This is a genomic window from Halomonas sp. KM-1 (assembly GCF_000246875.1).
GTDB lineage: Bacteria > Pseudomonadota > Gammaproteobacteria > Pseudomonadales > Halomonadaceae > Halomonas > Halomonas aerodenitrificans.
Map to the genome: position 1 here is coordinate 75492 of NZ_BAEU01000127.1, position 26998 is coordinate 102489.

Below are 26998 nucleotides of genomic sequence, written 5' to 3' on the forward strand. Positions count from 1 at the left end.
TACCTTCACTCTGTTACGGCTTGCACAACCGGGCCCCGTGATAACAGGTCAGGAACGGTTGGCCGTCGTCGCCGATACCGAACGACAGATTGCCCAGCATTTCGCTGCCATGGGCCGCGACCCACTCCACCACGGTACTGCGCGGCGCACTCTGCCATTCGCGCACGAGCCCCATGCACAGGCCGGCAATTCCACCCAGCGGCAGACGGGCCTGGTGCAGATGCAGATTCAACGAGTGGCGCTGCGTCTCTCGCCCGCCCACACGCTCCTCGATGCGCACCGTCAATGGCGGCCAGGGCGTCTGCTTCAGCGCAAAGCTCACCTCCAGTTGTTCCAGCAGATCGGCCAATGCCATTGGCATCTCGGCCAGTAGCGCCTTGATCGCGCGCACGGCTTGGCCGGCACTAGGCTCCAGCACGTAGTCGGATAGCGCAGCGGCCTCGCCCGGCTGCCACTTCCAGGCACGATAGAGAACGAAGCGCGCTTCCTGTGCCAACCGCTCGGGCTGGCTCGCCTCCCAGTACACCTTGCAGCGGCCATCCTCGACCCCGAGATGCAGATAGTGCGGCACCTCCCCAACGGTCGGTTGCAGCTCGGCGAGAAACGCCTGCATGTCCGCGTGCTGCATGCCCAGCCGCTCCAGCAGCGCGGGTAGCTGCCGAGCGAGCACATCCGCACCGCATGCCGAGACCGGGGCGCTGCAGAGCAGGCGATCCGTGGACCAACGCTGCGGCCGCCACTTGGCGGAACGCTCGATGCCATAGGGCATATCCAGCGCCGCCAGGAAGGTCTGCATCATCTCGGCATGCACGCCTCCTGGCAGCGAACGGGCCTCACTCATCCTCGCTGTGCTCCTGCTGACGCTCTGCGCCATTATCACTCTTCATCAGGCGCTGCCACTCACAGGCGGCTTGCTCGCGGCGCAGCGCCGCCATGCGCGCGGGTTCCGTGCCGTTCGTCTTCGAACGCGCCACGCCCCAGCCACTGGCCCCGGCCAAGGCGCCGATCAAGCCGGCGACTTCGAGCGCTGCATCTTCGTCGACCTCCTGGGTGACCTCGGCAGGCTCCCCCTCCTCCGCTGCCTCTTGCGGCAACTCGGTTTCTTCCAGCGGCAGCTCCTGCGGCTCGGCTTCCAGCACCTCGTCGCTCGACTCGTTCGTCACATCCTCCGGCGCGGCATCCTGTGACGGCGCCTGGGCTGGGGCCGACGCCTCTCCGACACTGGCCGCTACCGAGGAAGCCACACTGGTACGCAACCCGCTGCTGCCTGCCCCCTGCTGGCGCTCGACCCACTCGTCGATCAGCGTCCGCAGCCCCTCCATGCCCCGTGCCTGGAATCCGGGCTGGTCGTGGCGAGCGAAAAGGTTGCCATTGCCCAGCAGTCCCTGCGGCGTCATGTCGAGCCAGCCCAGTGCCTCCTGCACCCCATCGTCGCGCTCCTCTTCATAGAGGTTCTGCTGCGCCTGACGAATCAGGTCGAGGCGACCCTGCGCGAGCGTGACGATCGAGGTGATCTGCTCGGCTTCGTTACTGCCGCTGAGCATGATGCGGATCCGCGCATACTCGCCGATCATGGTGTCGAGGTCGAAGTTGCCGTCGAACCTGTCGTTGCCGGCACCGCCAATGGCGATGTTGCGCCCAGGGCCGGTGATCAAGGTATCGTTGCCGCCCTCGAAGTGGTTGATTGTCTCCACCGTGATCATCTGCGACGTGCGGGTCACGCGGCCGAAGTCGCCGAACAGGATGTCGTTACCCGGCCCACCGTCGAGGTAGTCGTCACCCTTGCCGCCGAACATGATGTCGCGGTCGCTGCCACCGAACAGCCGGTTGTCGCCGCCCAGGTCGGTGCGGCCCGTTTCGGCCATGGTGTAACGCCCGCGGGCATCGCTCAGGATCACACCCACATCGCCGATGATCACGGTCTCGCCCGCCACGTTGGTGACATGGTCGTTGCCTACCCCGGCGATCACCTGATCGTTGCCGATGCCAACGTGGATTACGTCGTTGCCCCCGGTAGAGGCGCGGGTATCCAGGCTCTCCACGCGCTGGCGAATGCCGTCGCGAGCCAGGATCCGGCCATTGTCGCCCAGCACCACGTTGTCACCCGATGTGACGGTGATCCTGTCATTGCCATGACCGCCGATGATCCAGTCGTTTCCGGCCCCGCTGGTAATGGTGTCATTACCACCGTGATTGAAATGCAGCGAAGTGAAGGAGAGGATCACGCCATTTTGATCGAACAGCGCCTCGGCGTGATCACCAGCCAACAGGTCGTTGCCGTCACCACTGTGAATGGTGTTGTTGCCGTCGCCGCCAATCACTAGGTTGCCACCGTGGCCAAGCGTCACAGTGTCATTGCCGCCCCGACCCGGGTTGGTGGACATTGCTTTTACCAGATGCCCTGCGGAGTTCCACACCAGCTCGCCCAGATCAGCCAATACGACGTTACGGCCATTCTCCCCCGTGATGGTATCGTTGCCTTCACCACCCACGAGCACGTTGTTACCTGCCCCACCGTGCAATTCATCATGCCCGGCTCTCGCGCTAGGCAGAGTCACAAGATGGCGCAACTGCCCGTTGACGAAGGTTAGAACGGCGAAATCCCCTACCAGGACGTCATTCCCTGTGTGGTTTCCGCTCAGCGCCGTGCCGCCGTAGAGAATGTCGTTCCCGCCACCTCCCAGCAGAACGTCGTTACCGCTACCGCCTTCGATGATGTCATCGCCATCAAAGCCCTCGTCGCGAACCACGATCTTCACGATGTTTCTGAAGTCGTTGACACGCCCGAACGTCACATCGGCATGGTCGCCGATCAGGATGTCGTCGCCGCTGCCACCCTGCAGGGTATCGTTGCCGCTACCTCCGATCAGGATATTGCGCCCACCCGTCACCTCCAGGTGGTTGTGGCCATAGGAAGCGGGATCGGTACTGCGCACCGAGATCACGCGCTGGCTGTCGAGCAGGCGCAGGTTGGCGATGCCTTTGCGCGCTTCGAGTTCGATCACGCCATGGTCGCCGATCAGGACGTCGTTGCCGTTACCTCCGTACAGTCGATTGTCGCCCGCCACCAGGCGGTCGCCGGTGGCATGCGCTACGTCACCCGTCGTAGAGTAGAGCGTCATCACCCTCTCCGCCTGAGACAGACGCACGCTCAGGTCGACGTCGATGCTGCCGTTGCCATACAGGTGGTTGTTACCACCGACACGAGCATCCAGCGTATTGTTGCCACCGCCGCCGAACAGCTGGTCGTTACCGGCACCGCCGATCAAGGTGTCGTTACCGGCGCCGCCAACCAGCACCACGCCACCGATTGCCTGACTAGCATCGATAACGTTGTTGCCAGGCTTGGTGAAGGGCTGCGCCAGGCGCGTAGGCTCGCCGCTCACGGCGCTGTAACGTGCGCCGCTGCGTGAAGTGTCACCGAACACGATCAGCGGAATCTGAGCATCGTAGCCACCGCGTATTTCGATGAGATCGTCGCCGCCACCGCCATGCACCACGGTCAGCGGCATCTCGCGAATGACCGCCGGACGCTGGTCGCCCAGCGCCTTCAGCAGTTCCGCGAGCGGACGATCCAGCAACATGTGTCCTGCGCTGGTGAAGCCGAACACCAGGAAGCGCTCGCCGCCGATCAGCAGGCCGTCTCCAGCCCTGAAGCCATCCTCGCGCCAGCTGCCGTCACGGATCAGCATCGCCCGTTCACCGCTGGCGGCGGCCGACCATTCGCCGGAGAACGCCACGGGGTCGAGGTCGATCTCCAGGTGGTCGTTGCCGCTGCCCAACAGCAACTCGACTATCTCCATGCCATGGAAGGTCACGCCGCGCAGGGTGTCGATGGTGGTTCCGGCACCCCGTCCATCGTCCTGACTCAGCACGCCTTCTCCCATGCCCAACCCTGTCACGCGATTGGCGGTCAGGCTGCCATGCAACGACTGCACGCTGGCATCGGCATGCAGAATCAGGGTATCGGTGTCATCGGTATGATCGTCATCGCCAAGACCTTGCCCGAGGCCATCGCCCAGTTGGCCGGTCGACTCATGGGGCAGCATGATGGCGGCGTTCAAGGTGCGATCGGTATCGCCCACACCGCCTTCCAGGATCAACGGCCCCTGGATACGATCCAGCACGTGGGGCTGCGGCGCGAAAGGCATCACGTAGCGTTCGGTCTCCGCCGCCACGAACCCGTTATCGGCCCTCAGCGTCACCTCAACCGTGCAGTACCAGTCCTCGGCCGTGAAAGTGACCGCCGGAATGGCAACCTCGGTCAGCTGCCAGTTGCCGGCAGCGACGTCCACGCCCTGGGTCAGGTGCAGATAGCCGTCGGCATCGACATGATTGACGCGGACCTGCAGGACATCGCCCGCCGGATCGACCAGCGTCAGAGTCATCCCCACGCTCACTCCCAGCTCGGCCCAGGAACTCTCCAGCAGCCGCAAGCGCGGCCCGGCCTCGGCACCGGCCAGCACCTCGATGGCTACCGCGCCGCTGAACAGCGTATCGAGGAAGACCCGATCGCCGAGTACCACATCGGTCAGGCCGTCCGAGAACAGACGGACCGTCACCGGCTCGACGATGGCCTGGGTAAGGCGCAACGTATAGCTGTCGGTTGCTCCGGCGGTGGTCACCAGAGTGCGGCCATCGGTCTGCTGGATGACCAGACCGGGACTGTCGTTGTCGTAGACCGTGACCCGCACGGTACTCGCCTTGACGTCCTCGTAGATGGAGCCATCGAGGTTGCTGCTGAGCTCGAACAGCACGCGCCCATCCAGACGGTTCTCGACACGATCGTTGTCGACGGCCGTCAGCGTGACGGTCTGCGCCTGGTCCCAGTTGGTATGATCGAAGACCAAGGTAGTGGTGCTGGCCGAGACCCGGTCGCCGAAAGCCGACAGATCGAGGGTCACGGTCACCACTTCACCCACCTGAAGCGGTGCCGAGAGACGCAGCTCGAAGCTACCGTCCTGGCCGGTCACCGAGTCGCCCTCGATCAACTGCAAGCGGTCGCCGGGAACGTTCAGCACCACGTCGCCCAGGTCGTTGTCGTATACCGTGACCATGGTATTGGCGAGCGGCTGGCTCAGCAGCGACTGCAGCGCATCCGGCATCTCGCCGTCGTGCCCTTCGGGCAGGGCTACCTGCGCCTGGTAGCTCACCGTGACGAGTCGCGTGCCCTCCACCACATCGTCATCCGGCGCCTTGACGAAGATCTCCTGGGCAGGCGTCCATACGCCATCCACCAGCACGAAGTCCACGGTGATCGCCTGGGTGTACTCGCCATCTTCCTGCAAGGAGAGCTTGACCGTCTCTGCGCTACGCCCACCGTGAGGCGTGCGGCTGCGGTCGTGGGAAGAGGCCATCGCCGCCGAGACGGTCAGCGTCACCAGCGTGCCATCGGCCAGCCCCCCGGTGGATAGCGCCAGCGACACGAACCAGGAACTGGGACCGCCGCCTTCCACCACCCTCGTGGAACCACCGGGCTCGGTGACCACCACGACACCGGAGCGTTGGTCGACCACGCTGACCGGCAGACCATCGGCCAGCAGGGTCTGGTAAGCCTCTTCGGCGGAAGCGAAGCCGTGCGTCACCAGGCTGCTGCGACCCTCGGGATTGGCGGAGATGATACGTCCCGTCACGTCGCCGCCAACGATGAAGGTATCGCTGCCGACTCCGCCGATCAGCTCGGTCACCACATCGAAACGGGTACTGAGCACATAGAAGGTGTCGTCGCCTTCCAGCCCGTCCACCCGCACCCGCTGGATGTTCTCGAAGCCGATATTGAGACCGGCCCCGAACACACCGTCCTCGGTGATGACGAACTGATCCGCGCCCTCGGTACCCAGCACGGTCACGGTGTTATAGCCACTGCCTCCGTCGATGCTCACCGGTGCATTGATGTTGTACTCGATGTTGTCGTCGCCGCTGCCACCGCGTATTTCGATGTCGTTCTCGGCGATGAAGGCACGGATGACGAAGTTGTCGTTGCCATCCTCCCCCTCCATGCGCAGCAGCCCCTTGTTGCTGTAGACGATGAACTCGTCGTCGCCATCACCGCCATAGATCACCATGGCCTCGCTGTTGCCATAGCTGAGATAGCCCAAGTTGGTAGGCGTGACGCGAATCTCGTCGCCCACCCTCACGCCGGTGGCGTAATAGCCATCCACCGCCGTACCTTCAGGGTTGGGATGCTCGGCAAACAGCTGGCCGATCTGGAAGCGGTCGTTGCCGTTGCCACCGTCCAGGGTCATCAGGGCGGAGGTATCGTCCACCACGAAGACGTCATCACCGTCATGGCCATTGACCGTGACCCGGCCGTTCATGTCGGCACCGTAGTTGATGCGCTCCACGTTGCCGCCGGTAACGCCCTGGGAAGAATCGCCCTCCAGCCGCGCAATAAAATTGCGGCGAATCAGGAACAGGTCGCTCATATCGCCGTCGACGAAGGCTCCCATGTCGCGGTCGAGCATACCGGGGTAGTCGTCGAAGCCGCGGCCTTCGATGAACAGGAAGTCCACGCCGTCGTTGATCGCCCCGCCGTCGGCTACGGTGATCTCGTAGTTGGCGTTCACCCCCTGGTGCATCACGATGCGGTAGGTATCGCTGCCGCTACCGCCATCCATCAGCAGGCCATCGGTACGGCTGTTGAGCTCCACCACGGTGAGCGTATCGTCACCCTCACCGCCGAGCAGCTCGATCTCACCGAGCAGCTCATCGGCATGCAGCATCAGGTCGTCGTTACCAGCACCGCCGTAGAAACGCATGCCGTGTTCGGCATGGATGGTGCCGTGCACGCGTAGCGTATCGTTGCCGGCCCCCAGATCCACTTCCAGGCGGCCCAGGGCGTGCTCGCCGTCGAAGGTCACGCGGTCGTCGCCCGTACCGCCCTGGATCAGTACCTGATCGGCCACGATGCTGCCCGCCAGCCACAGCACATCGCCATCATTACCGCCATTCAGCAGTACGCTGGTGGCTTCGATCTGACCCTGCAACTCGAAGCGGTTGTTGCCATTACCCGTATCCAGCTCAACGGTAGTGGCGATGAGCGTGGCGTTCTCTTCGATCAGCCAATGCTGTCCTTTTTCGTTGCCGCCACGCATCACGATGGACTCGCCCGCTTCAAGAGTACCTCGCAGTACGCTTGAAGCCTGCGTATCGTCGAGACGCGTACCCAGCAGAGTGCTTTCCCAGGTTTCCACCCGTAGATAGATATCGCGGGAGGCCCTGAGTACGACTTGATCGTCCTCGATGACGATACCGTCGCCTGCGGATACGAAGATGCTGCCCTGCTCGGCCTCCACCAGAACGCCGTTGGTGAACGTCACGATATCGCCGTTGTCGTCGGGATCGCTGCTCTCCATGGCGTAGAGATAGATGTTGCCGGAGTGAGAGATCAGGTTCTCGCTGACCGTCATGGGGCTATTGGTCGTGATCTCGATGTCGCCAGCGGCGGTCAGGCCCTTGCCGTCGATCACCAGGTGACCGCTGTTGTTCAGGTACACCTGACCCTCGCGCGACTCGCCCTGCAGCACACCGGTCGCCGTGGTGATCACCTTGTCCTGACGACCGATGTTGTGCTGGGCCACGAGGTAGACGCCGTAGGAGAGGATGTTGATCTCGCCCTCGTCCAGAGCGTTGAAGATGTTACCCACCTCCGAGAAGATCAGCGCCAGGGTATTGTCGCTACCGGCCCTGACCTGACCCAGGCGCAAGTCACCGCTGCGGCCCAGGCTGGCACTGCCCAGTACTTCACGTACGAAGGCGGTGTCGGCACTATCGAGATCCAGCCGCCCGATCTCGTCGTCGGTCATGATCGCCAGCAGGCGGTCGGCCTGGCCCACTCCGCCAATGCGGGTCTCCAGGCGCAGGGTCGTGGCCTTGATGTCACCGGCCAGTTCGTTGCCGTTGGTGCCCAGAATCGAGTGCAAGGCACGCAGGTAGACATGTTCACCGGCTTCGATGTAGCCGATGATCATGCTGCCATCCACCGTATCCAGATAGATATCGTTGCCGGCCTGGGCATTGATCACGCCACCGGGTCGCGTGGCGAACTCCAGGAAATTGTTTTCCCTGCCGATGTTCTCGCCGGCTGTCAGGTGGATATTGTTGGCCAGCATGTTGATCAGCCCGTGGTTCAGGCCGTCGAGGATGCTGCCATCGGCACTCAACCACAGGTCGCCGCTCTGGGAGAACATGGTGCCGATACGCATGTCGCTGCCAAGCGCATGCAGGTGAATATCCTGCTGGGCTCGGGCGGTCACGGTCGCGCCCTCCTTCAGGTCCAGCTGCAGTCGCGAATCGGGGCTGGAGCCGATCTGCCCGTTGGCCGCCTCCAGCACCAGGTCGCCGCTGCGGATCACCAGATCCCCCGAAAGGGTCTGGGCGGCGAGAATGCTGCCCGACACCTTGATGCGGGCATCCGCCCCCGCGTGCAGCTTGGCCAGCCGCAGGCTCGCCTCGCCCTCCTCGGCATCGGCACCGAGGTAGACCGAACCCTCGGCTTCAACGTAGATCTCGCCGCCGTTGTAGACGTTGAAATCCTCAACCAGGCTGATGGAAATGAAGCGAATGACCGGCAGGCCGTCGGGCCCGAAGGCTTCGGTGCTGCGCGGGTCGAGAAGCACCGCGGCCAGCTCGACATCTACGCCCGACTCGGCCACCACGTCCAGTGCCGTGGTCAGCACCAGAGTACCGCCGTCCACCGAAACGATCTCGTAATAGAGCCCGTTCTCGGTGATGTTGAGCGACCTGCCATGGATGTCCAGGGTCTCGCCGGGCTTGAACCAGGTGGTGTCCCAAGCCTCGCCATCGGTACGCTCGAGGGTAACGGTGGTGACACCGCCCACTCTATCGCCCACCACGAAATTGACATTGGCTTCCACCGGGGCGTGCTTCAAGTAGCTGACGTCCTGACGCTCCGCAGCGGAGAGCATCAGACGCTGCTCCTCGCTCAGCCCCGCCAGACCGTTGGTCATGTCGAGCAGCTCACGGCCGCTGGCCACACCGATGTTGCCGCCGGCGATCAAGGTGATGTTGCCCGCCGCCTCGACGTTAGCCGCCTGAATCTCGGTACGGGTGCTGGTGGTTTCCTGCAGCAGCCCGGCGCCGATCAACGACAGCAGCTCCGCCTCGGTCCACTCTTTCACCGAAGACTCGATATTGGCCACCTCGGCAGCCGTCAGGGTCGCCTGATAGTTCAGCTCGCGCAGCAGCGTTGCGGAGCCGTTCTCGTCCACGCCATGGATGGCATGCAGCTGGCGATAGACGGTAGTGCGGTCCTGAGCGATGCCGTCGATTCGCGCCTCGAGGGCGGCCTCGTCGTCGGCCAACGAGGGATCCAGTTCCAGCAAGGCCTCACGATAAGCGCTGCGTTCGCGCTCGGTCAGAATCACGCCTTGGTCGGGGTCATACTCCACCACGCGGCGATAGGTGAGGGTCTGCCCCACGGCAAGCGCTCCACCGGCAGCCAGCAGGCCGTCGGCGGTGACGTCGGCAAGGCTGTCGATGGTGAAGAAGTCACTGCCGGAGGTATAGAAGCGATGACCCGCACGCGGATCGTCCGCGGCAATGTCGGGTGCCACCAGTCGCACTTCCGTACGCTCGTCGCCGCTGCCCACTTCCAGCAGCAGGTTGCCGTGCTCGTCGATGCTCTTGATGCGGTAGGTTTCGCCGTCCACCAACCCGCCGATCACGTCCTCGCTGGTGGCAAAACGGTAGTTCCAGTAAGTCTGATACTCATTGGCCTTGCGGTCCTTGAGCTCCTGCTTGGCGGCCTCGATGCGTCCGCCCTCTTCGCCGGGAACCAGCCCCATGCGATCCCACACCCCGCGCAGCTGCTCGATGGTGCGCTCGTCGCGTCGGCTATCGTCGTTGCGGTCGAGCAGGTCGCCCGCGGCTCGCAGCCAGACATCGCCCTGGGCGCTGACGATGCGCTCCACGCCGAGATCACCGCTGACCTGATGCAAGGCAATATCGCCACGTGCGGTGGCGTTGAGGCGCCCTTCGCCCGACTGCTGAATCAGCAGCGGATTATTGGCAGCGATGCTCCCGATGCTGCCGACCTCGGCAATCAGGGTCAGATTGCCACCCTGCACATGAGCCGTGGTGCCGCCCTGCAGCGTGCCGGCAATCAAACTGCCGGCGGCCATCAGGCTGACGTTGCCGCCGGCATGAGCACGGTTCACGGTCAGGTCACCGTTGAGCTGGTGAACGTTGATGTCGCCGCGCACGGTCACGGCATCCAGACGCATCGGCGGTGCCGCGGCCGCATCCGGACCCAGGCGGTTGTGCAGATCGATGGCGCGGCCATTACCAATGCCATCCTCGGCACGCAACACGATTTCCGCACCGCTGATGCGAATGTCGCGGCGCTGATCGTCGTTCTGACGAATGGCCCCTTCCGTCTTCACGGTGCTGGTGCCGTTGTGGTTGGCGAGATCGCCGATCAGCACAACATCGCCACGAGACTCGACGTTGATGGTGCCGGTCTGATTGCCGATGAATCGAATCTGGACGTCGCGGTTGGCCTCCACCGAGTGGGTATGCAGAATCACGCTCTCGCGCTCCTGCACGAACTTGGCGTAGTTGGTCTTCTTGCCATACCAGGTACTGGTCGACCACTTGTCCACCAGTTGCACCGGGATGTCGTTCCAGTTCTGCAAGGCCTCGCCCGGCTCCGCACCGATCTGGCTCTGCGCGTACCGGTAGCCGGTCTCGTTGGAGGTGTAGAAATAGGAGAGCGAATCCTGCAGCTTGCCGGGGCTGAGTTCGCTGTTGCCCCAGTTCAGCGTGCGCGGGTCGGCGGCCAGTGCATCGATACCCAGCCAGCTGCTGGACCCCTTCACGGCATAGCGCCGCTCGGTGCTGTCCTGGGCCACGCTGAAACCGTAGCGCGCATCCTCCCTGGGCTTGAAGGTGTAGGTATTGTTGCCGTCGGGGTCATAGCGGTATTCGTGCAGCCCGGTGAACTTATCGTCGATGCGCAGAATCCCCTGGCCCGGACGGCTCACGTCCAGCCCGCCTACGGCAAGGGCGTACTGGGTGTTGTTGATCACTTCGATGGTGCCGTAGCCGCCCAGCACTTCGAGCAGTCCGTTACCGGTGTTGACCACGTGGCCGGTGATATCGAGACGACCACCCTCGATGGCGATGTTCTGCACCTCGATCTGGCCGGTGCGCGGGTTGAAGATGGCCAGCGCCGTGCCGCTGGAGGCCGGCAGCACGATGCTGCTGGTGCTGCCGCTGCGGATATGATCGGCGATACGCTGGGCATCGGCGTCGCCCAGCACCAGGCGATAAATATCCTCGCCGGCACGAATGTAGCCGTTGAGGTTGACGAACTCGGCATCGATCACGATCACGCCGGCGGAAAGATCCGGCGAATCGCCACGGCTGTTGCGAATCGCCTCCAGTGCCTCCGCGCTGAGCCCACCGACGCCATCGCCGCTGTGAGCCTTCACCGCCTGAGCATCAGGATTGCCGCCGGGATTGAACTGCGACAGGCCGCGCACGGAAATCTCCCCGGCCGAGGAAAGCAGCAGGCTCTCGGCACGCATCTCCCCTTCGATCTCCAGCGAGCCCGCCGCATAGGCGACGATCTCGCCGGAGACGTTGCGGGTAAGACCCGTGACCGCGAACAGCACGCTGGCCGCCGGTGAGTTGCCATAGTCGTTGTTGTCGTAGAGGAAAGCGTCACGCGCGGTGTCGCTGAGCCCCTCCAACTGCAAGCCACGCACCAGCGCATCGAGCACCTGGCCCCGCACCCCATCGCTGGAGTCGAAATAGACCCCGCTGCTGTTGACGATGGTGATACGCGGCGTCGCCCCCTCGCTGCCCACCGGGTTGAGCCCCGACAGGCTGGTGGTCAAACTCGAGTTGAGCAGATTGATGGCCGCGGCACTGCCCACCTCGGTGAGGTTGAAGTAAAGCCCGCCGACCACCTGGGGAATCTGTGTGCTACCCAGCACCATGCGTGACGGCGCAGTGTTGAGAATGGTGATGCTGGCATCGCCCGGCGCATCCACCTCGCCGCTGCCGGTGAGGTCGTCGGCGAATACATAGACGGTACCGGCCTGGGCCCACACATCGTCGATGTAGACCGTGAGTTGATCCACCTCGTTGATCAAGATGTCGTTGCCGACCTTCTCGGCAAAGCCTTCATCCAGCAGGCGCTGCTCGATACGAGCAATCTCGTTCGTATAGAAATCGATCAGCTGCTGGTTGCCGGAACTGCGGTACAGCGCGAAACGCTCCCTGAGATCGCGGAGCTCATCGACGAGCTCGGACTGACCGCGCGTATAGCCCACGCTGAAGCCGATGTCGTCGTAGCCCTCCCGCGCGACCAGGAAATTGCCGGCATTGCCGGTGAACAACGCGTCGAGTTCGGCCTCCTTGGCATCGATCTCAGCCTGCTTGGCAGCGATCTCGCTCTGCTTCTGAGCGATCTGGCTCTCCCGGGTAGCGATGTCGCCCTGCCTGCCGGCGATCGACTGCTCGGTGGTGGCAATGGCAGCGTTCTTGGCCGTGATGGCCGACTGCTTGGCAGCGATCTCGTCCTGCTTGGTCGCGATCTCGCCCTGCTTGGCCGCGATTTCGGCCTCGAGTCGAGCGATCTCATCCGTCTTCTCGTCATCTTCATCATCAAGAGCAGCAAGCGCGGTGGTGAGGACGTCGAGTTCATCTTCCAGCTCGCCTAGCTCGTCCTCGAGCTCGATCTTCTCCGCCTCCAGCGCCACCAGCTCATCGTTCAACTCGACCAGTTGCTCCTCGAGCAACGCCAGCTCGGCTTCGAGTGCGTCGATCTGGCCAAGCAGTGACAGGATGTCAGGCTCATTGGCGCTACGAATGGTCTGCAGCTCACTTCGCAGAGACTCCAGCGCCTGGTTGATGTCGCGAGCCAGCGAATCGATATTGGCCATCTCCAGCACCAGGCGCTGATGCCGATCGATACCGGTACGCACCGTGCCGTCGATGTTGACCCGACCGTTGGAGCGGGTCACCACATCGCCATCGAGTATCTCGGAGCCGCCACCGCCACCCAGGGCGGCATCGATGGCCCCCGTGACCGCCGAAATCCAACTCACGCCCTTGGCCTGGGCATTCATGTCGCTGAAGCCGAAGCGCTCGGTGAACAACGTGATGTCCCTTGCGCCCACCAGCTCGGCACCGCTGCGGATATCGATCAGATGCGACTGGTTCATCTCCGCCCGGGCATTGAGATCCGTGATCGGAATCAGGCTGCCGGCAAAGCTGTCCAGCGTCGCACTCAGCGCGTATACATCGCGATTGCCGCGAATATCGCCGCCTGCCGCGAAGTTGATGTCGCCAAAGGCCGTGGCACTGGCGCCTTCATGCATCACGATGCGATTGTTGGGACTCAAGATCACCCGCACGTCGCCCACGCCTACGGTGGCGGCACCGTAGGTGTCCATCAGCAGAACGGAACTCAGGTCGCCCGTGCCGCGCGCCGTCGCCACCAGCTCGCCGGCACTGTGCAGCACGGCGTTCTGATGGATCAGCACGCTGGCCGCCATATCGTCATCGCGAATGTGCGAGGTAATGCCGGCGCCGGAGCCGAGGCCGGCAGCGGTGAGGTTGATCTGATCGTGGAAGGTGATGGCGTTGAGTGCCTCCAGACGCAGATCGCCCACGGTAGTGGTCAATTTCGCGCCAGCGCCCACTTCCACCCGGGTATCGAGATCGAACAGCGCATCGGTGCTGGCACCGGCGCCGGCCACGGCACCGCCGGCAACACCACGAATGGTATCGTGGCCGTTCCCCGCCAGACGCTCGCGAATCACTTCGCTCTCGGCAAACATGTCCAGACTGTCAGCCGTGACATTGGCGTTGGCCGAAACGCTTGCCAGGGTATCGGCGGTAATGCGGAAGCGCGCCTCCGCCCCGGTACCGCCGAGCACGCCACCCGCCGCAGCCAGTATCTGGCTCTCCATCTCGAAGATCTGGTTGGCGCGAATCAGAAGCTTGCCGGCATCCGGGTCCGTGGAAGTCAACGGCGCCGTGACGGACAGGGTCGAGGCCCCCACCGTAGCGTGGGTAATGGCCGTCTGGCGCAGGTGGTTACCGGCACCGGCACCGGCGACCACACCGCCGCTGCCGGCCAAGGAGTAGAGCTCCGCCTGCTGGTGACCGCCGGCCTCGACGCTGACTCGCCCCGCGCCGATCAGATGACCATCGCCGATCCTCGCCCGGCTCTGGGTATTCTGGCGCACGTCCACCACGGCAGCACCGGCCGCCACCAAACCACCCACCACGCTGATGGCACGACCTTCCAGCGACGTACGCAGGTCGGTGACGACTCGCAGATGACCGGCCACCTCGATATTGTTGTCGCTCTGCGGCTCGCCCGGCGCGGCACGGTTGGACTGCGTATTGCCGATCACGGCCTCGGCGCGGGCATTGTCGCGCAGAGTGATCACGGTGGCATTGAGGCCCAGCAGCGCCCCGCCGGCGGAGCCGACAGCCCGTGCGTAGAGAGACGGCGCGTCATTCAACAGCGTGCTGCCCGCCTCGACGGTCAGGTTGGCGGCGCGCAGGCTGATGTCGCTGTTGGCGCCGCCAGGCGTGCCCACCTGTGCCAGCACCCGGGTGCCCAGGTTGCCCACCACCACCGAAGCGCCGATACCGACCCCGGCGCTAACCGCCACCCCGAGCGATTCTACGCTGACCCGCGGCGTATGCAGCGCGCTGATGACCACATCGCCCAAGGCGCTGAGGGTTATGCCGCTGCCCAGCCAAGCCTGCACATCGTTGGAAAGACTCACGGTGGATACGTTGGCGGTGCCCGCACCGGCCAGACCGGCGGCCACGGCAACCACGGTCAGATTGACCCTGTCGAGGCTGGTGGCAGACACCATCACGTTGTTCAACAAGGTATCGTCACCCAGGATCGCACGCTCACCGAGCCACGCCTGAGTGGCACCACTGATCTCGACCACCCCTACGGATATACCCGCCGCCACCTTGCCGATGCTGCCGCCGGCCGCCAACGCCTGATGCTGACGGTCCACACTGGCGCTCAGCGTCAGATTGCCGGGCGTATTGATGACGACAGCCTGAGCCGGCGTACCGGCATCTTCGATATAGGCCTGCTGGATGCTGCGATCCAGGATGATGGTGCTCTGGCCGCCTATGGCGATACCCAGAGCCGCCGCACCGCCCACGGCATGCAGGTTACTGTTGAGCTCAGCGTGGCTGGCCACGCGAATTTGACCGTCGGCAGCGAGCGAGCTTCCGTAGCCCACGGTGGCACTCACCGCGCCGTTGAGTTCGAGCACGGCGATGGAAATGCCCACGCTGGCGGCGCCGGAAATGGCCGCTCCGCCGGTCACGATCCCCACCTCGAGCAGCTCTTTCGCCTCGACCACGATATCGCCGGCAGCATCGAGCTCGGTGAAGCGCCCCACCTTGGCGGTAGTGTCGCCGATCACCTGGCCGTTCTTCTCGACGTCGAAGCTCACCTGGAAGGTCAGTTCATCGAGGGCCTGGTTGGTGGTCTTGCGGTTGGCCTGGTTCTGATTGCCGGCGTTGGCCGGCGCATCGAAGTCGCGCTCGAAGTCTTCCGGGTCGTACGGGTCGTCGTCGTCATCTTCGATGCCGGAGTCGCCTGAGCTTGCGCTCTCCTGCATGGCATAGTCGCCGTTGGCGAAGCCAGCAAAGGAACCCGAGACCAGTTGGCCAAGCTCCTCGACGTCGGCCACGGCATCCTCGCTGAGCCCCGCTCCCAGGCTGATGACCGAGATAGCACCGTTGAGGCTGAGCGTACCGCTGGCGGTAAAGGCCAATACCGCCGAGTTGATGTCGCGCTCGAGCAGGGCTTCCACACGAATGTCGCCGGCGGCGTGTACCAGGCTGTAATCGTCGATGGATGCCAGAGTGCGCTCGCGCAGCACCATGACCTCCACCGAGGCACCGGCCCCGACGCCACCCACACTGACAGCGCCCACCCCTTGCAGGTAGTCGCCGGCGTTTTCACGTACGTTCATCTTGGTGAGCGTATTGGCGACCACCTCCACCGAACCGCCGGTGGAGCGCAGTTCGCTGCGCTGGCCAGCGTAGCTGGCAACCCGAGCCTCGGTATGAGCATCGGCCATCATCACCGAGAAGGCGCCGGAAAGCGCGCCGCCGCCCGCGGCACCGGCTACCACGCTGATGCCCATGTCCAGGGTCTGTCTGGCGGCAATACGGATGTCGTTGCTCGCCGTCAGGCTCGCCCCTTGAATCGACGTCACGGCCCTGGGATTGAGCAGGCCCACCGCCAGCGAAGCACCAGCGCCGAAGCCACCACTGCCGGCCAGAGCCCCGACGATGAAACGCCCGTCGACATGATTCTCGGCGCGCACATCGATGGTGCGGCCCTCGATGCTGGCCTGGCGCACCGTGGCGCGGGTCTCCATGGAGACGTTCACCGCACTGGCGGAGCCGGCCAGCGCCGCACCCGGCGCGATATCCACCGCGATACCCATGACCACGGAGAGGAACACTACAGAGGCCTCGGCCTCGACCATCAGCGCCTCGTCGGCTTTCACCATGGCCTCGGGCGAGCTGTAATCCGAACCGTCGATCCAGGCCTCGGTGCGATGGCCGAGCAGGGTCGTGTCGACACCCGCTGCCGCGGCCAAGCCGGCGCCGATGGCAGCCGCACCGCCGCCGCTGTCGGCGTCGGTATGGTGCAGCGCGCGCACGACGACATCGCCGCCACTACGAACCCTGGCATTCTCGATATAGGCCTGGGTAGAACCGTTGACCCCGTCCACCGTGACGTTGGCCGCCAGCGAACCGATGCCCCCGGCGACCGTGGCCGCCACGGTCAGGAAGGTCATGTGGCTGGTGGCCAACACCACCACCCCCTTGTGACTTTCGGTTTTCCAGCCATCGTCCCAGCGCTGCGTCACGGCGCGACCATCGCCGTTGCCTCGCGCCAGCACGTCGGCATTGCCGCCAATCCAGGCGCGGCTGTCGCTGCCCATCAGATCGACCGACACCCCGCCGCCGATGGCCACGGCCCCGGCTGCCACGGTACCCAGCACGATACGGCTGGTATCGACCACGTCGGCATGAACCAGCAGGGTGCCGTCGGCACGCACCGCGCCACCATCCACTCTGGCTTCCGCCAGGTTGCGGATCACCGAGCTGCCGGCGTTGGCCGCCCCGGCGCCGAAGGTGCCGTAGGTCACGCCGGCACTGGTAATCAGATTGCTGGAAAGAGAATCGGCGCGAATGACCACGTCACCGCCACCGTCCTGGCGGGTTTCCAGTTCGGCCCCCTGGCTGCCCGCCACGATACGGTTCTGGATGTCGTGGTAAACCACCGAGATACCGGCCGCACCGCCCTTCACCGCCACGTTGACCTGAACGCTGGCGGAGGTCATGCGGCTGCTGTCTTCGGCCTCGATCAGAATGTGCTCACCGGCTTCCACGCGGGTAGCGCCGCCCAGCACCTCGGCGCGGATTTCCTTGCGCGTGAAGTTGAGGGTGGTGGTACCGCTCAGCGCGGCGAAGCCCGCCACCGCACCGCCGATGGTGTAAGCGTTGATGCGCGAATCGGAGGTGGCCTCGAGCAGCACGCTACCACCGGCCGTGACCTTGGCACCGTTCTGGATCAGTGCGGCGATACGGTTGCTGGCATCGTCAGCGGGATTGTCGGGGTTGCCGCCGACATAGTTATAGGCGAAGTAGCCCGCGGCAGCGAAAGCGCCTGCCCCGGAGGCCGCAACGGTGAAGGCGTTCAGGCCCAGGTCGTCGGAGGCAGCCACACGCACGTCGCCCTCGGCGTTCACCTCGGCGGCATCGATCACTGCCTCGACATTGCTACGCAGCCAGTTCAACGATAGCGCGCCGGAAACGGCCACCTTGCCCGCACCCGCGCCGCTGAGTGCAAAACTCCAGATCTGATCGCCCTGTTCCGGCGTCGCCGGCCGGTCGCCGGTCTCTTCCTCCTCGGGAATCAGGCTGTTGTCGACGTTCATCTGCGGCACGCCGTCGGTCACTCTGAGCAGGCGAGCCTGAACATCGACGTTACCGTCCGCCGTCACCCGGGTCGCGGCCCCGTCGATACGGGCGCTGACGATGGAAGCCATGTCGTTGGTAGCGGAGGCTCCCGCCAGGCCGACGGCACCGGCGCCGGCTGCGGCACCGGCGATGTTGATCATGATCGGCGCCACGGAGGCGCTCACACGCACATGGCCGGTGGTGTCGTCACCCGCCACCGCATTGGCCACCACCTGAGCGCCACCGCCTATCCGCGCCAGCAGGTCGTGCTGCATGAAGTTGATGGCGATGGAGCCGGCCAATGCCACCTTGCCCGCCCCGGCACCGCCAGCGGTGATGTTAAGCAGTTGGGCTTCGGCATGGGATTCGACCGTGACGTTGCCCGCCTCGGCAGTCACCTCGGCATTGTCGATCACCGCCGCCACCTGGCCGGCTTTGTAGCCGAAGGTGTTGCCACTTCCCTCCAGGATCAGCATGTCCTGAGAGGCATTGACGTCGTCGTCGCTGGTGTTATCGATAGTTCGCGACGGATCCGAAGGATCGCCGCCGATGTAGTTGAAGGAGATGGCAGCGCCACCGGCCACCTTGCCGGCCCCGGCCACGCCGAAGGCGAAGCTGGCCAGCCCTTTCTTATCGTAGGCTTTCACCTCGACATCGTTGCGCGCCACCACCACGGCACCGCCGCTCACCTCGGCGCGAATCGAGCTGCGCATCCAGTTGAGATTCACCGCCGCGGAGCCGGCCGCGGCCCCCGCACCGGAACCGGCAATGCTCACACTCACGACACCGGAGGACCAATTGAGGTTGCCCATGTCACGGGCGGCGATATCCGGCTCCTCCTCGCCCTCAGCGAGCTCGGTGCCCTCGGTTTCCGGATTGACCCCGGTCAGCGCCTCGAGGTCGAAAGCACCACGCTCGGTTTCCTCGGCAAGGCCTGCCCATATCCTGACGTTGTCAGCCTCGAGCCGGCCGCCTTCCACCAGCGCCACGATGGCGTTGTCGGTCTGTACCGTGGTACTGCTGACACCGCCCGCCACCTTGCCGGCGCCGGCGGCACCGATGGCCACCACCACAAGTTGCGCGCTATCGGTGGCCTGAACCTGGATATCGTCACCGGCCGTCAACTGTGAATTCTTGACCTGAGCGACCGTCTGGCCGGACACCAGATTGACCGTCACCGCGCCCGCCAGCCCCACCTTGCCGGCCCCCGCGCCGCCAATGGCCACCGAGACCACCAGCGAGCTGGAAGTGGCGCTGAGCAGCACCCCCTCGTCGGTGGTGAGATGACTGTCGAGAATCGTGGCCCGGGTATCGTTGTCGATGATGTTGACCGAGACGCTGCCGGCCAGCGCCGCCTTGCCGGCACCGGCAGCGGCGCCGCTGATGGCGATCAGCTGGGTGCGGTCCTGTGCCAGCACCGAGATCGCCTTGGTTGCCTCGATACGCTGGCTATCGATGCCCGCGCGCAGCGAGTTGGCAATGATATTGGCCGAAACACTGCCCGAGCCGGCCACCTTCTTGCTGGCACCCACGCCAATGGTGAGCGTGCGCAACAGGCCGGTATTGGCGGCCAGCACCGCCACGCCGGCCGCCTGCTCGATCACCCCGCCCTGAATCAAGGCGCTGGTGGTGTTGGAGAGATAGTTGACCGAGATGGCAGCACCGAAACCGGCCGTGCCACCAACGCCTACGGCGCCGGAAAGCGACCAGATGCTGCTGCGATCCTCGGCGCTCACCCGCACGGCGAACGGCACGGCGTCTTGCTCGCCTTCTTCGCCTTCTTCACCTTCTGACTGGGGTGCCGTCAGATAAGCGTCCTTGAGCAGCGCCTGGGTGGTGTTCTCGATGCGATTGATCGCCACGGTACCGGCCAGGCCCACGCCTTGGGCGCTGGCGCCGATACCGGCGGAGCCGGCAATGCTGACGATCAGCGCCTCGCTCTTGGCATCCACCGACATACCGGTCACGGCCATGGCAACGCCATCGCTACCCAGACCATCGACCTGCGCTTGTACATCATGAGAAATCTCGGCATAAGCGGCTGCCCCGCCCACGCCCGCCTTGCCGCCACCGGCCACCGCGCCGGCAACCAGAATGGTATTGGCGGCATCGCGGGCGATGACGCTCACATCGCCCAGGCTGCCGGCCTGAATGTTGAGCAGGCCGGCGTCCACGGTGCGCAACGAGCGCAGCACACTGGCCGATCCGGCAAAACCGAAGCCCTTCTGACCCTTGGCCATGGCCAGCCCGGCCGAGGCAATCACCGCCCAGCCTTCGCGTAACGCATCGACCATCACACCATCACTGTCGAAGCGGCCGATATGGTCGATACGCGCCTGGGTAATACCGTTCTGGAATGCCAGCGTGGCGGCACCGGCCACGGCGACCTGCACGCCGTCGCCGCCGAGAGAGAGCGAAGCGCCACCCGCCAGCAAACCGAGATGGGTACTGTCATTGGCCGCCACGCGGGTCGAACCCGAAACATCGAACAGCTCGAGCCCCTGCACCAGGGCTTGGGTATTGTCGTTGCCGACATGTACCACCACGGAACCGGAAACGCCGACGCCGAAGCCGCCCTTCTTGTCACCGCCACCGCCGCCAGTGCCACCACCGCTACCGCCGCCCTGACCCAGCTTGCCCGTCAGCTCGGCCAGCACGTTGTCGTAGTTGCTCTGGTTGTTGGGCCACTTGTTGGGGTCGTCTTCACCGCTACCGCCGCCGCTACCGCCGGAACCGGAGCCACTGTCGGAGCTGACGCCACTGGGTGCCTTGCCACCGGCCTTGGCGCCGGCCAGGGCCATGTCGACCACCACCCCGAAGGTGTTGGCCTCGACCAAGGCGTCACCGCCAACGGCAATGCGACCTGCGAAGGCCAGATCCTCGGCCAGGCTGCCGAGCACCGCCGTGGTATCCCGCTCGATCACCGAGACCACCACCGACGCCCCGATGCCGACGCTGCCGCCCTGTGCCACACCACCGGCAATGCCGAAGGCATAGGTATCGTCGTTGGCACTGATGCGCAGCGAAGGGCCTGCAGTTTCGCCCTCCACGCTGCCGTTGCCGATCTTGAGCTGTACGCCGTCCTGCACCTGGGCCAGGGTGAAATTGTTCACGATGTTGGCCACCGCCGTGGCATTGAACGCCACCTTGTCGGCCTGGCCGCTGGAAACCCCCATGCCGAGCAGCAGGGTCTCGTTGGCGGCCCGCACGTCGAGGCTATCGGCCACCAACTCCACACCACGCTCGATCATCGCGGTGGCACTACCGCCCAGCAGATGCACACCCACGGCGGCACCGATGGCACTGCCCTCCGACTTCACCCCGGCAAGGCCCGACTTGATGGTATCGATGTCGTTCTTGAAAGCCTTCTTCCAGGCGTCGCCGTCGGCCTTGTTGGCACCGGAAAACGAAGGCAGGCTGACGTTGCCGATCAGAGAAAACAGGTGGTTGTCATTACGCGCCACGACGCTGACGCTCTGGCCAGCTTGCGGCTCCACGGCACCGATGTCGGTCTCATCGCCCAGGTTGATACGCGCACCCTCGCGAATCCGCGCATCGCTGTTCTGGTTGACCAAAAAGACGTTGGCCGAGCCCGCCACGGCAAGCTTGCTACCCTCGGCGGTGGCCATGGTCCAGCTGTCGAAGCTGCCGGGCAGGCCGAGGTCGCCTGAGGTGTAGCCGTTCAGGGTATCGACGAACTCGCCGATACGGATATTGAGCGGAGTTCCCAGGTTCTCCCAACGCTCATCGTTGGAGAAGTCCTCGCTGGCAAGATCGATGTTCTCGCCGTTCTCACCAAGGAAGCGATAGACGGAACCAGCCTCGCCGCCGGCCTGGTGGCCGTCTGCCACCAGCACTTTCTCACTCGGCGCGGTGGCCACGGTGCCTTCGCTGCTGGTGTGGTCGTAGGTGCCTTCGAGATCGTCGAAAGCCTTGCCCGCGGTATAGAGATTCATACCCCACAGGCTGCCGATATCCACCGTGTTGAGGCTCGCGGCCTCCACGGAGATTGCCTTGCCGGCATCGAGGTCGACGTTGCCCTCGATGGTGGCGTTGGCGCTGTTGTCGAGCAGCCCGAAGCTCACCGCACCGGCCACTCCCACCTTGGCCGCCTCGCTGGCTTCGCTCTTGTCGTCCTGGGCCTGCTTCTTCTGCGCCTCGGCGGAGTCGTTGCCCTTCACTGCCGACTTTTTCTCGGCGGCCAGATACTTGGCGATGATGGTGTTACCCAGCACCTTGTCGGTGAAGCTCTTCTCCTTTTCCTTCTTGTTCGGGTCGACGCCCTCAGCGCTACCGCTGGCACTCACGGCGGGCCGATGCTGGCTCAGCGCCTGCACCGTGACGTCGCCCTCGACGACGATGCGGCTGCGCTCGTTGTCTCCCAGTGCATTGCCGGCCCGATCGACGCTGGTACCCAGGCGCGCCTCGGCAATGTTGAGGTCGACGGAAACCGCCAGGGCGGCGGCTACGTCGAGCGAGTTCTTCTTCTCTCCCTCGGACTCACGGAAGTGCTTGCCGATGAAGTTGGGCGCCTTCTCGCCCACCGTCTTCTTGATCTTGTCGGTCAGTGCATCTGTCAGCGCACTCTGGAAGTTACCGATCAGCGCCGTGGGCGAAGCGTCCTTGAACGACGACTCGATGCCGTCGCGCAGGTCGCTCGGCCCGCCGGAAGGCTTGGCCGTGCCGGCACTGGCGGTGACGGCACCGTTGCTCTCGCCCTGCTTGGTCGTCGCTTCCACCAGCAGGTCGTTACCGACCGTGACGTCGCCGGCCAGCTGCGCCTCGGTGCGACTGCTCTCCACGTTCACCGCAATGGCGATACCCACCACCCCCTTGTCGGGCGCCGAGGTTGCCTTCGTCGTGTTGTTCTCCACCGTGGTCGCGGAAACGGTCAGATCGTTATTGGCATCGATGACGGCATCGTTCCACACCATCACCCGCGACTCGCTCACCAGCACGCTGACCGCTACCGCGCCCGCCACACCACCAAGCCCGCCCGGTGCGGCTTCCACGTTCTGGGTCGTAGTCACGCTGCTGCTGAGGTGAATGTCGTTGGATGCCGTCAGCTGCCCATGCACATGGACGTTGGAACGGGTGATCAGCGTACTCACCGAAACGCCGAGTCCCCAGGCTTTGGTGGGCGACACGTCAGCGGTGATGTCGATCTCCGAGGCTACGACGATATCGCCATCCGTCGCGGTGATCTTGGCATCGGCACCGATATCGATGGTGGCGTTGGCAATCAGGGTGGAAATGCTGCCGAACAGCGACAGGCCCTGCAGGAAATTCAAGGTGGCATCTATGCCTTTGTCGATCAGACCAACCCCGGTGCGCTGGTTGAACCAGTCGCGCTCGGGGTCGACCAGCAAGGCATCGATGCGTACGCTGCCACCGGTCAGGGTGGCATCGCCGATGTTCACGGAGAGATCGAACAGCCCCACGTCGACGAAGCTGTTGACCGGCGCCAGCACCTTGGGCGGCAGTTGAGCGCTGACGTGCAGGTGGCCACCGTTCGTGTTCAGCTCGCTCGCGCCGCTGATCGTCACATGCCGTGCGATCAGCGTCAGATCGCTGCCATCGGTGGTCAGGTTCGCACCGGTAATGGTCAGCCGGCCGTCGGCACGCAGCTCGATATGGTCGGTGAATGCTCGGGTGATGCCATCCAGCGTGCTGTCACCCTTCCAGTAGCCGACCAGAGTCGCGCCCCCTTCTACGGTGACGTCATCCAGGCCCGCCAAACTGTTGGCGGCGAGATCCACCGTGACGCGGTCGTCGCTCTTGGCCTTGACGGTAGCGGCTACCCCTTCGGCCACCCGGAACTGGGTCATGCCGGTGAAGGCGGTGGCCTCCAGCGTCACACCGCTGCCGCCGGTCAATAGCAGCTCGGCCAGTTGGATGTTGGCGAGCGCAGTGTCGAGGTCACCCAGCGTCAGGGTGTCGTCTTCGAGGGTCATGTCGGCGTCGTGCTCGACCACCAGAGTATTGGTGCCCGCGCCCCCGTCTATCTCGTGCTCGCCCGCCACCACGATGAAGCGGTCGTCGCCACGGCTGCCGGTGAGGGTATTGTCGCCCCCCAACCTGGCATCGATCACCGCCCCCGTACCGGCCAGAGCCTGGCTCAGCCACTCGCCGCCCGACATGGCGAAACCCAGCGCATCGGTCAGGAGCGCGGCGGTGTCGTTGGCAACGATGGCGAAGCTGCCGGCGCCGCTCGTGCTATCCACCACGCGCAGGCGGCCCTCGGCAGCGTCGAACTCCGCCTCGAGCCCCTCCACGGTGCCCAGCAACAGCAGCAGGTCGCCCAGGGTGCGCGCATCGGAAACGTTGAGGCTGTGCGTCTGCCCGTTGGCCAGGGTGATATTCAGGACGGCCGCGGTGGCCCCCATGTCCGCCAGGGCCTGCGGGTCGAAGCGTCCGCCCAACGCGGCAAGGAACGCCTCGATGTCCGTTTGCGACGCACCGCCACGCTGCATCAGCTCGATCAACGAGCTGTGCTCGCCCAGGCCATGCCAGCCGCTGGCATCCAGGGTATTGTCGCCGTCGTTGCCGACCAGGGTCAGCAGATCGACATTGACGTAGTTCGAGACCGTGCCGTCGACCTGGAAGCTGTCGCCCCCCACCGTGACACTCTGCTGACCGGTGGCCAGGGCCACGATGAGGTGGTCGCGACCCGCCCCACCGGTGATGTCGTTCTCGCCGCTGCCGGCATGAATGGTGTTGTCGCCGGCCACGGTGACGAACTGCGTGAAGCCCTCGCCACCATAGAAGGTGTCGTTGCCGCTGCCACCCTGCAGGAGCACGCTGCCACTGAAACCACGGGCATCGAGCACGGTATTGCCGAACTCCGCCTCGAGCACCGCATTCTGAATGTTGACCAGCGTATCGCTGCCGGCCTGGCGGGCGCGGGTCTGGTTCGACATCACCGAAGCCGCGCCGGCCCCCATCAGTGCCACGCCGAAAGTCTCACCATCCAGCGCCCTGGCAAAGTTGCCATCGTCGAGCAGCCGCATGAAATCGCCGACGAAACGCACCGTCCAGCGCACCTCGTCGTCCGTCGCCTCACGGGCAACCTGCAGATTGCCCGCGCCGATACCAAGGAGCTGCTCCAGGGCGTGCTGTACCTCCAAGGCCTCGGCATCGATGCTCAAGGCAATGGTCTGCTCACCGCCGAAATGAAACTCGACCATGTCACCAGCGGTGCGCTGCCACACCAGCTCATGCTGCTCGGCAAAGTCGCCACGACGCAGCATGGCATCGTCGCCATCGTCGAACAAACGCAGCGAATGGGAGGTAGTGGCTATGGCCGTATTGTTACCGCCGCCACCGTCCAGCAGGTTATTGCCGCGGTTCCCGAACAATACATCGTCACCGGCACCGCCGTAGAGCGCGTCGTCGCCGCTACCGCCGATCAGAATGGCGCCACCGCTACCGGCATACAGCGTGTTGTTGCCCGCCACACCCTCCAGACGCACCTGTCCCGTGAAGCCACGGGCATCGAGCACGTTGTCGCTCTCGCCACCCACCAGGCGTGCCAGTTGCACGTTCTCGAGCTGCCACAGCGACCAGCCGGAAACGGCCAGCTGTGCATCGCTCAGCGTCATGTTCGCGTCGGCCTGGGCCTCGATCAGGTTCTCGTCACCGCCGCCCGCATTCACCGTGCCGCCGCCCGCGCCGAGAATGAAGCGGTCGCTCTGCTGGCTGCCCAGCATGGTGGTGTTCGACGCGGTGTCGCGCGCCTGGAAGGTCACCCCGCCAAGTGCATAGTCGGCGGCACTCAGGGTCTGGCCATTGCCCGCCGCCGCCAGCACGATCTCCACCGGCTGATGAGTGAACGCCACGCTGCCCAGCTGGGTCGCGATCTGCGCCTGAGCGCCCTGGTTGGTCAGCGTGATGTTCCCGGCTGAGCGCTCCACCACGTAGGTCAGTTCGGCTTCTTCGGGGCTGAAGTCGTCGCCCAGGCTGTCGCTCAGGGCGAAGGTGTCGTTGCCGCCAACGGAGACTAAAGTACTCTGGCCAGCGCCCGCCTTGAGTAGATCGTTACCGCCGCCGCCAACGATCAGGTTATCGCCATTGCGACCGTCCAGCGTCACGCCCAGGGTCGCTGACGCATCGCCGATCAGAATGTCGTCGCCGTTGGTGCCGATCACATGACCGAAGCCGCCCACCTGCTTGAAGCCGCTGGCATTGCCGGTGCCGAGGTTTACCGCCACCGAAGTGGCATAGTCGGAATAGTCCAGGGTCTGGCTGTGCCGTCCGACGAGAACGTCGACGCCCTCGAAGGCGATACCGCCCAGCGTCAGGCTGCGCTCGTCGTAGAGCGCCCAGCTCATGCCGTCCACGGTAGCGGAAAGACGATGCGTGAAGCCGTCTTCCTCGGGGGCGATATCGCCCGCCTCGCGATACCAGGCCGCATCGATGTCGGTAATCCCGCTGAAGCTGAGCCAGTCGCCGTTCGAATGATCGCCAAAGCTGGCGTGCCCCTCGCCATCGTCGGTCACCGTCCATGCGGTATCGGCCTCGAGCCCCTGGATACGGTCATCGCCCTCGCCCCCCACGAAGTTGATGACCAGCCCCTGGCTGTTGGCCAGGTTCAGGGTGTCGTCGCCGTCCCCACCGTGGAAATTGATCAGCAGCCCGCTCAGATCGACATCCAACAGGTTGGCGTCGAAGCTCAGCGAATCGTCGTCCTCGCTACCCTGAATCGTGATGCTCCCTGCATCGCGCGCCGCCGCCAGGTCGAAGCTGTGGAGTAGCTGCTCCTGCTCCTCCAGGCGCTCCACCAGCTCCAGGCGCTGCTGATCCGCGGACATGCGCAGCACCATGTCGCTGCCGGCGGCCACCGCTGCCGTCAGCGGATCGGCGGAGAGCAACATGCGCGGCTCGAGCCCCTCGAAGATGAAACGCGAGGGCTCGGCCTGGGCACGCTTGGCCCGACGCGACTTGCGCGCCAGCGAAGAGATCAGGTCCGACAGGGGCTTGCGCAGGGGGCGATTCATCT

At 64.6% G+C, this 26998-nt stretch carries 2 protein-coding genes; both read right to left on the minus strand.

Features of this window, described 5'->3' with window-relative positions; genetic code table 11:
• Window positions 1–13: 13 nt before the first annotated feature.
• Entirely contained in the window at window positions 14–841 is an 828-nt protein-coding gene (locus B8115_RS15405) for a hypothetical protein (protein ID WP_010628716.1), read from the minus strand.
• Entirely contained in the window at window positions 834–26996 is a 26163-nt protein-coding gene (locus tag B8115_RS15410; protein WP_010628717.1) for an LEPR-XLL domain-containing protein, read from the minus strand. The genes B8115_RS15405 and B8115_RS15410 overlap by 8 nt, the downstream gene beginning before the upstream one ends.
• Between the last annotated feature and the right edge of the window lie 2 nt (window positions 26997–26998).

Excerpts from the sequence above, each read along its gene's own strand:
- B8115_RS15405 (WP_010628716.1), bottom strand. The coding sequence starts at position 841 with ATGAGTGAGGCCCGTTCGCTGCCAGGAGGCGTGCATGCCGAGATGATG.
- B8115_RS15410 (WP_010628717.1), bottom strand. The coding sequence starts at position 26,996 with ATGAATCGCCCCCTGCGCAAGCCCCTGTCGGACCTGATCTCTTCGCTG.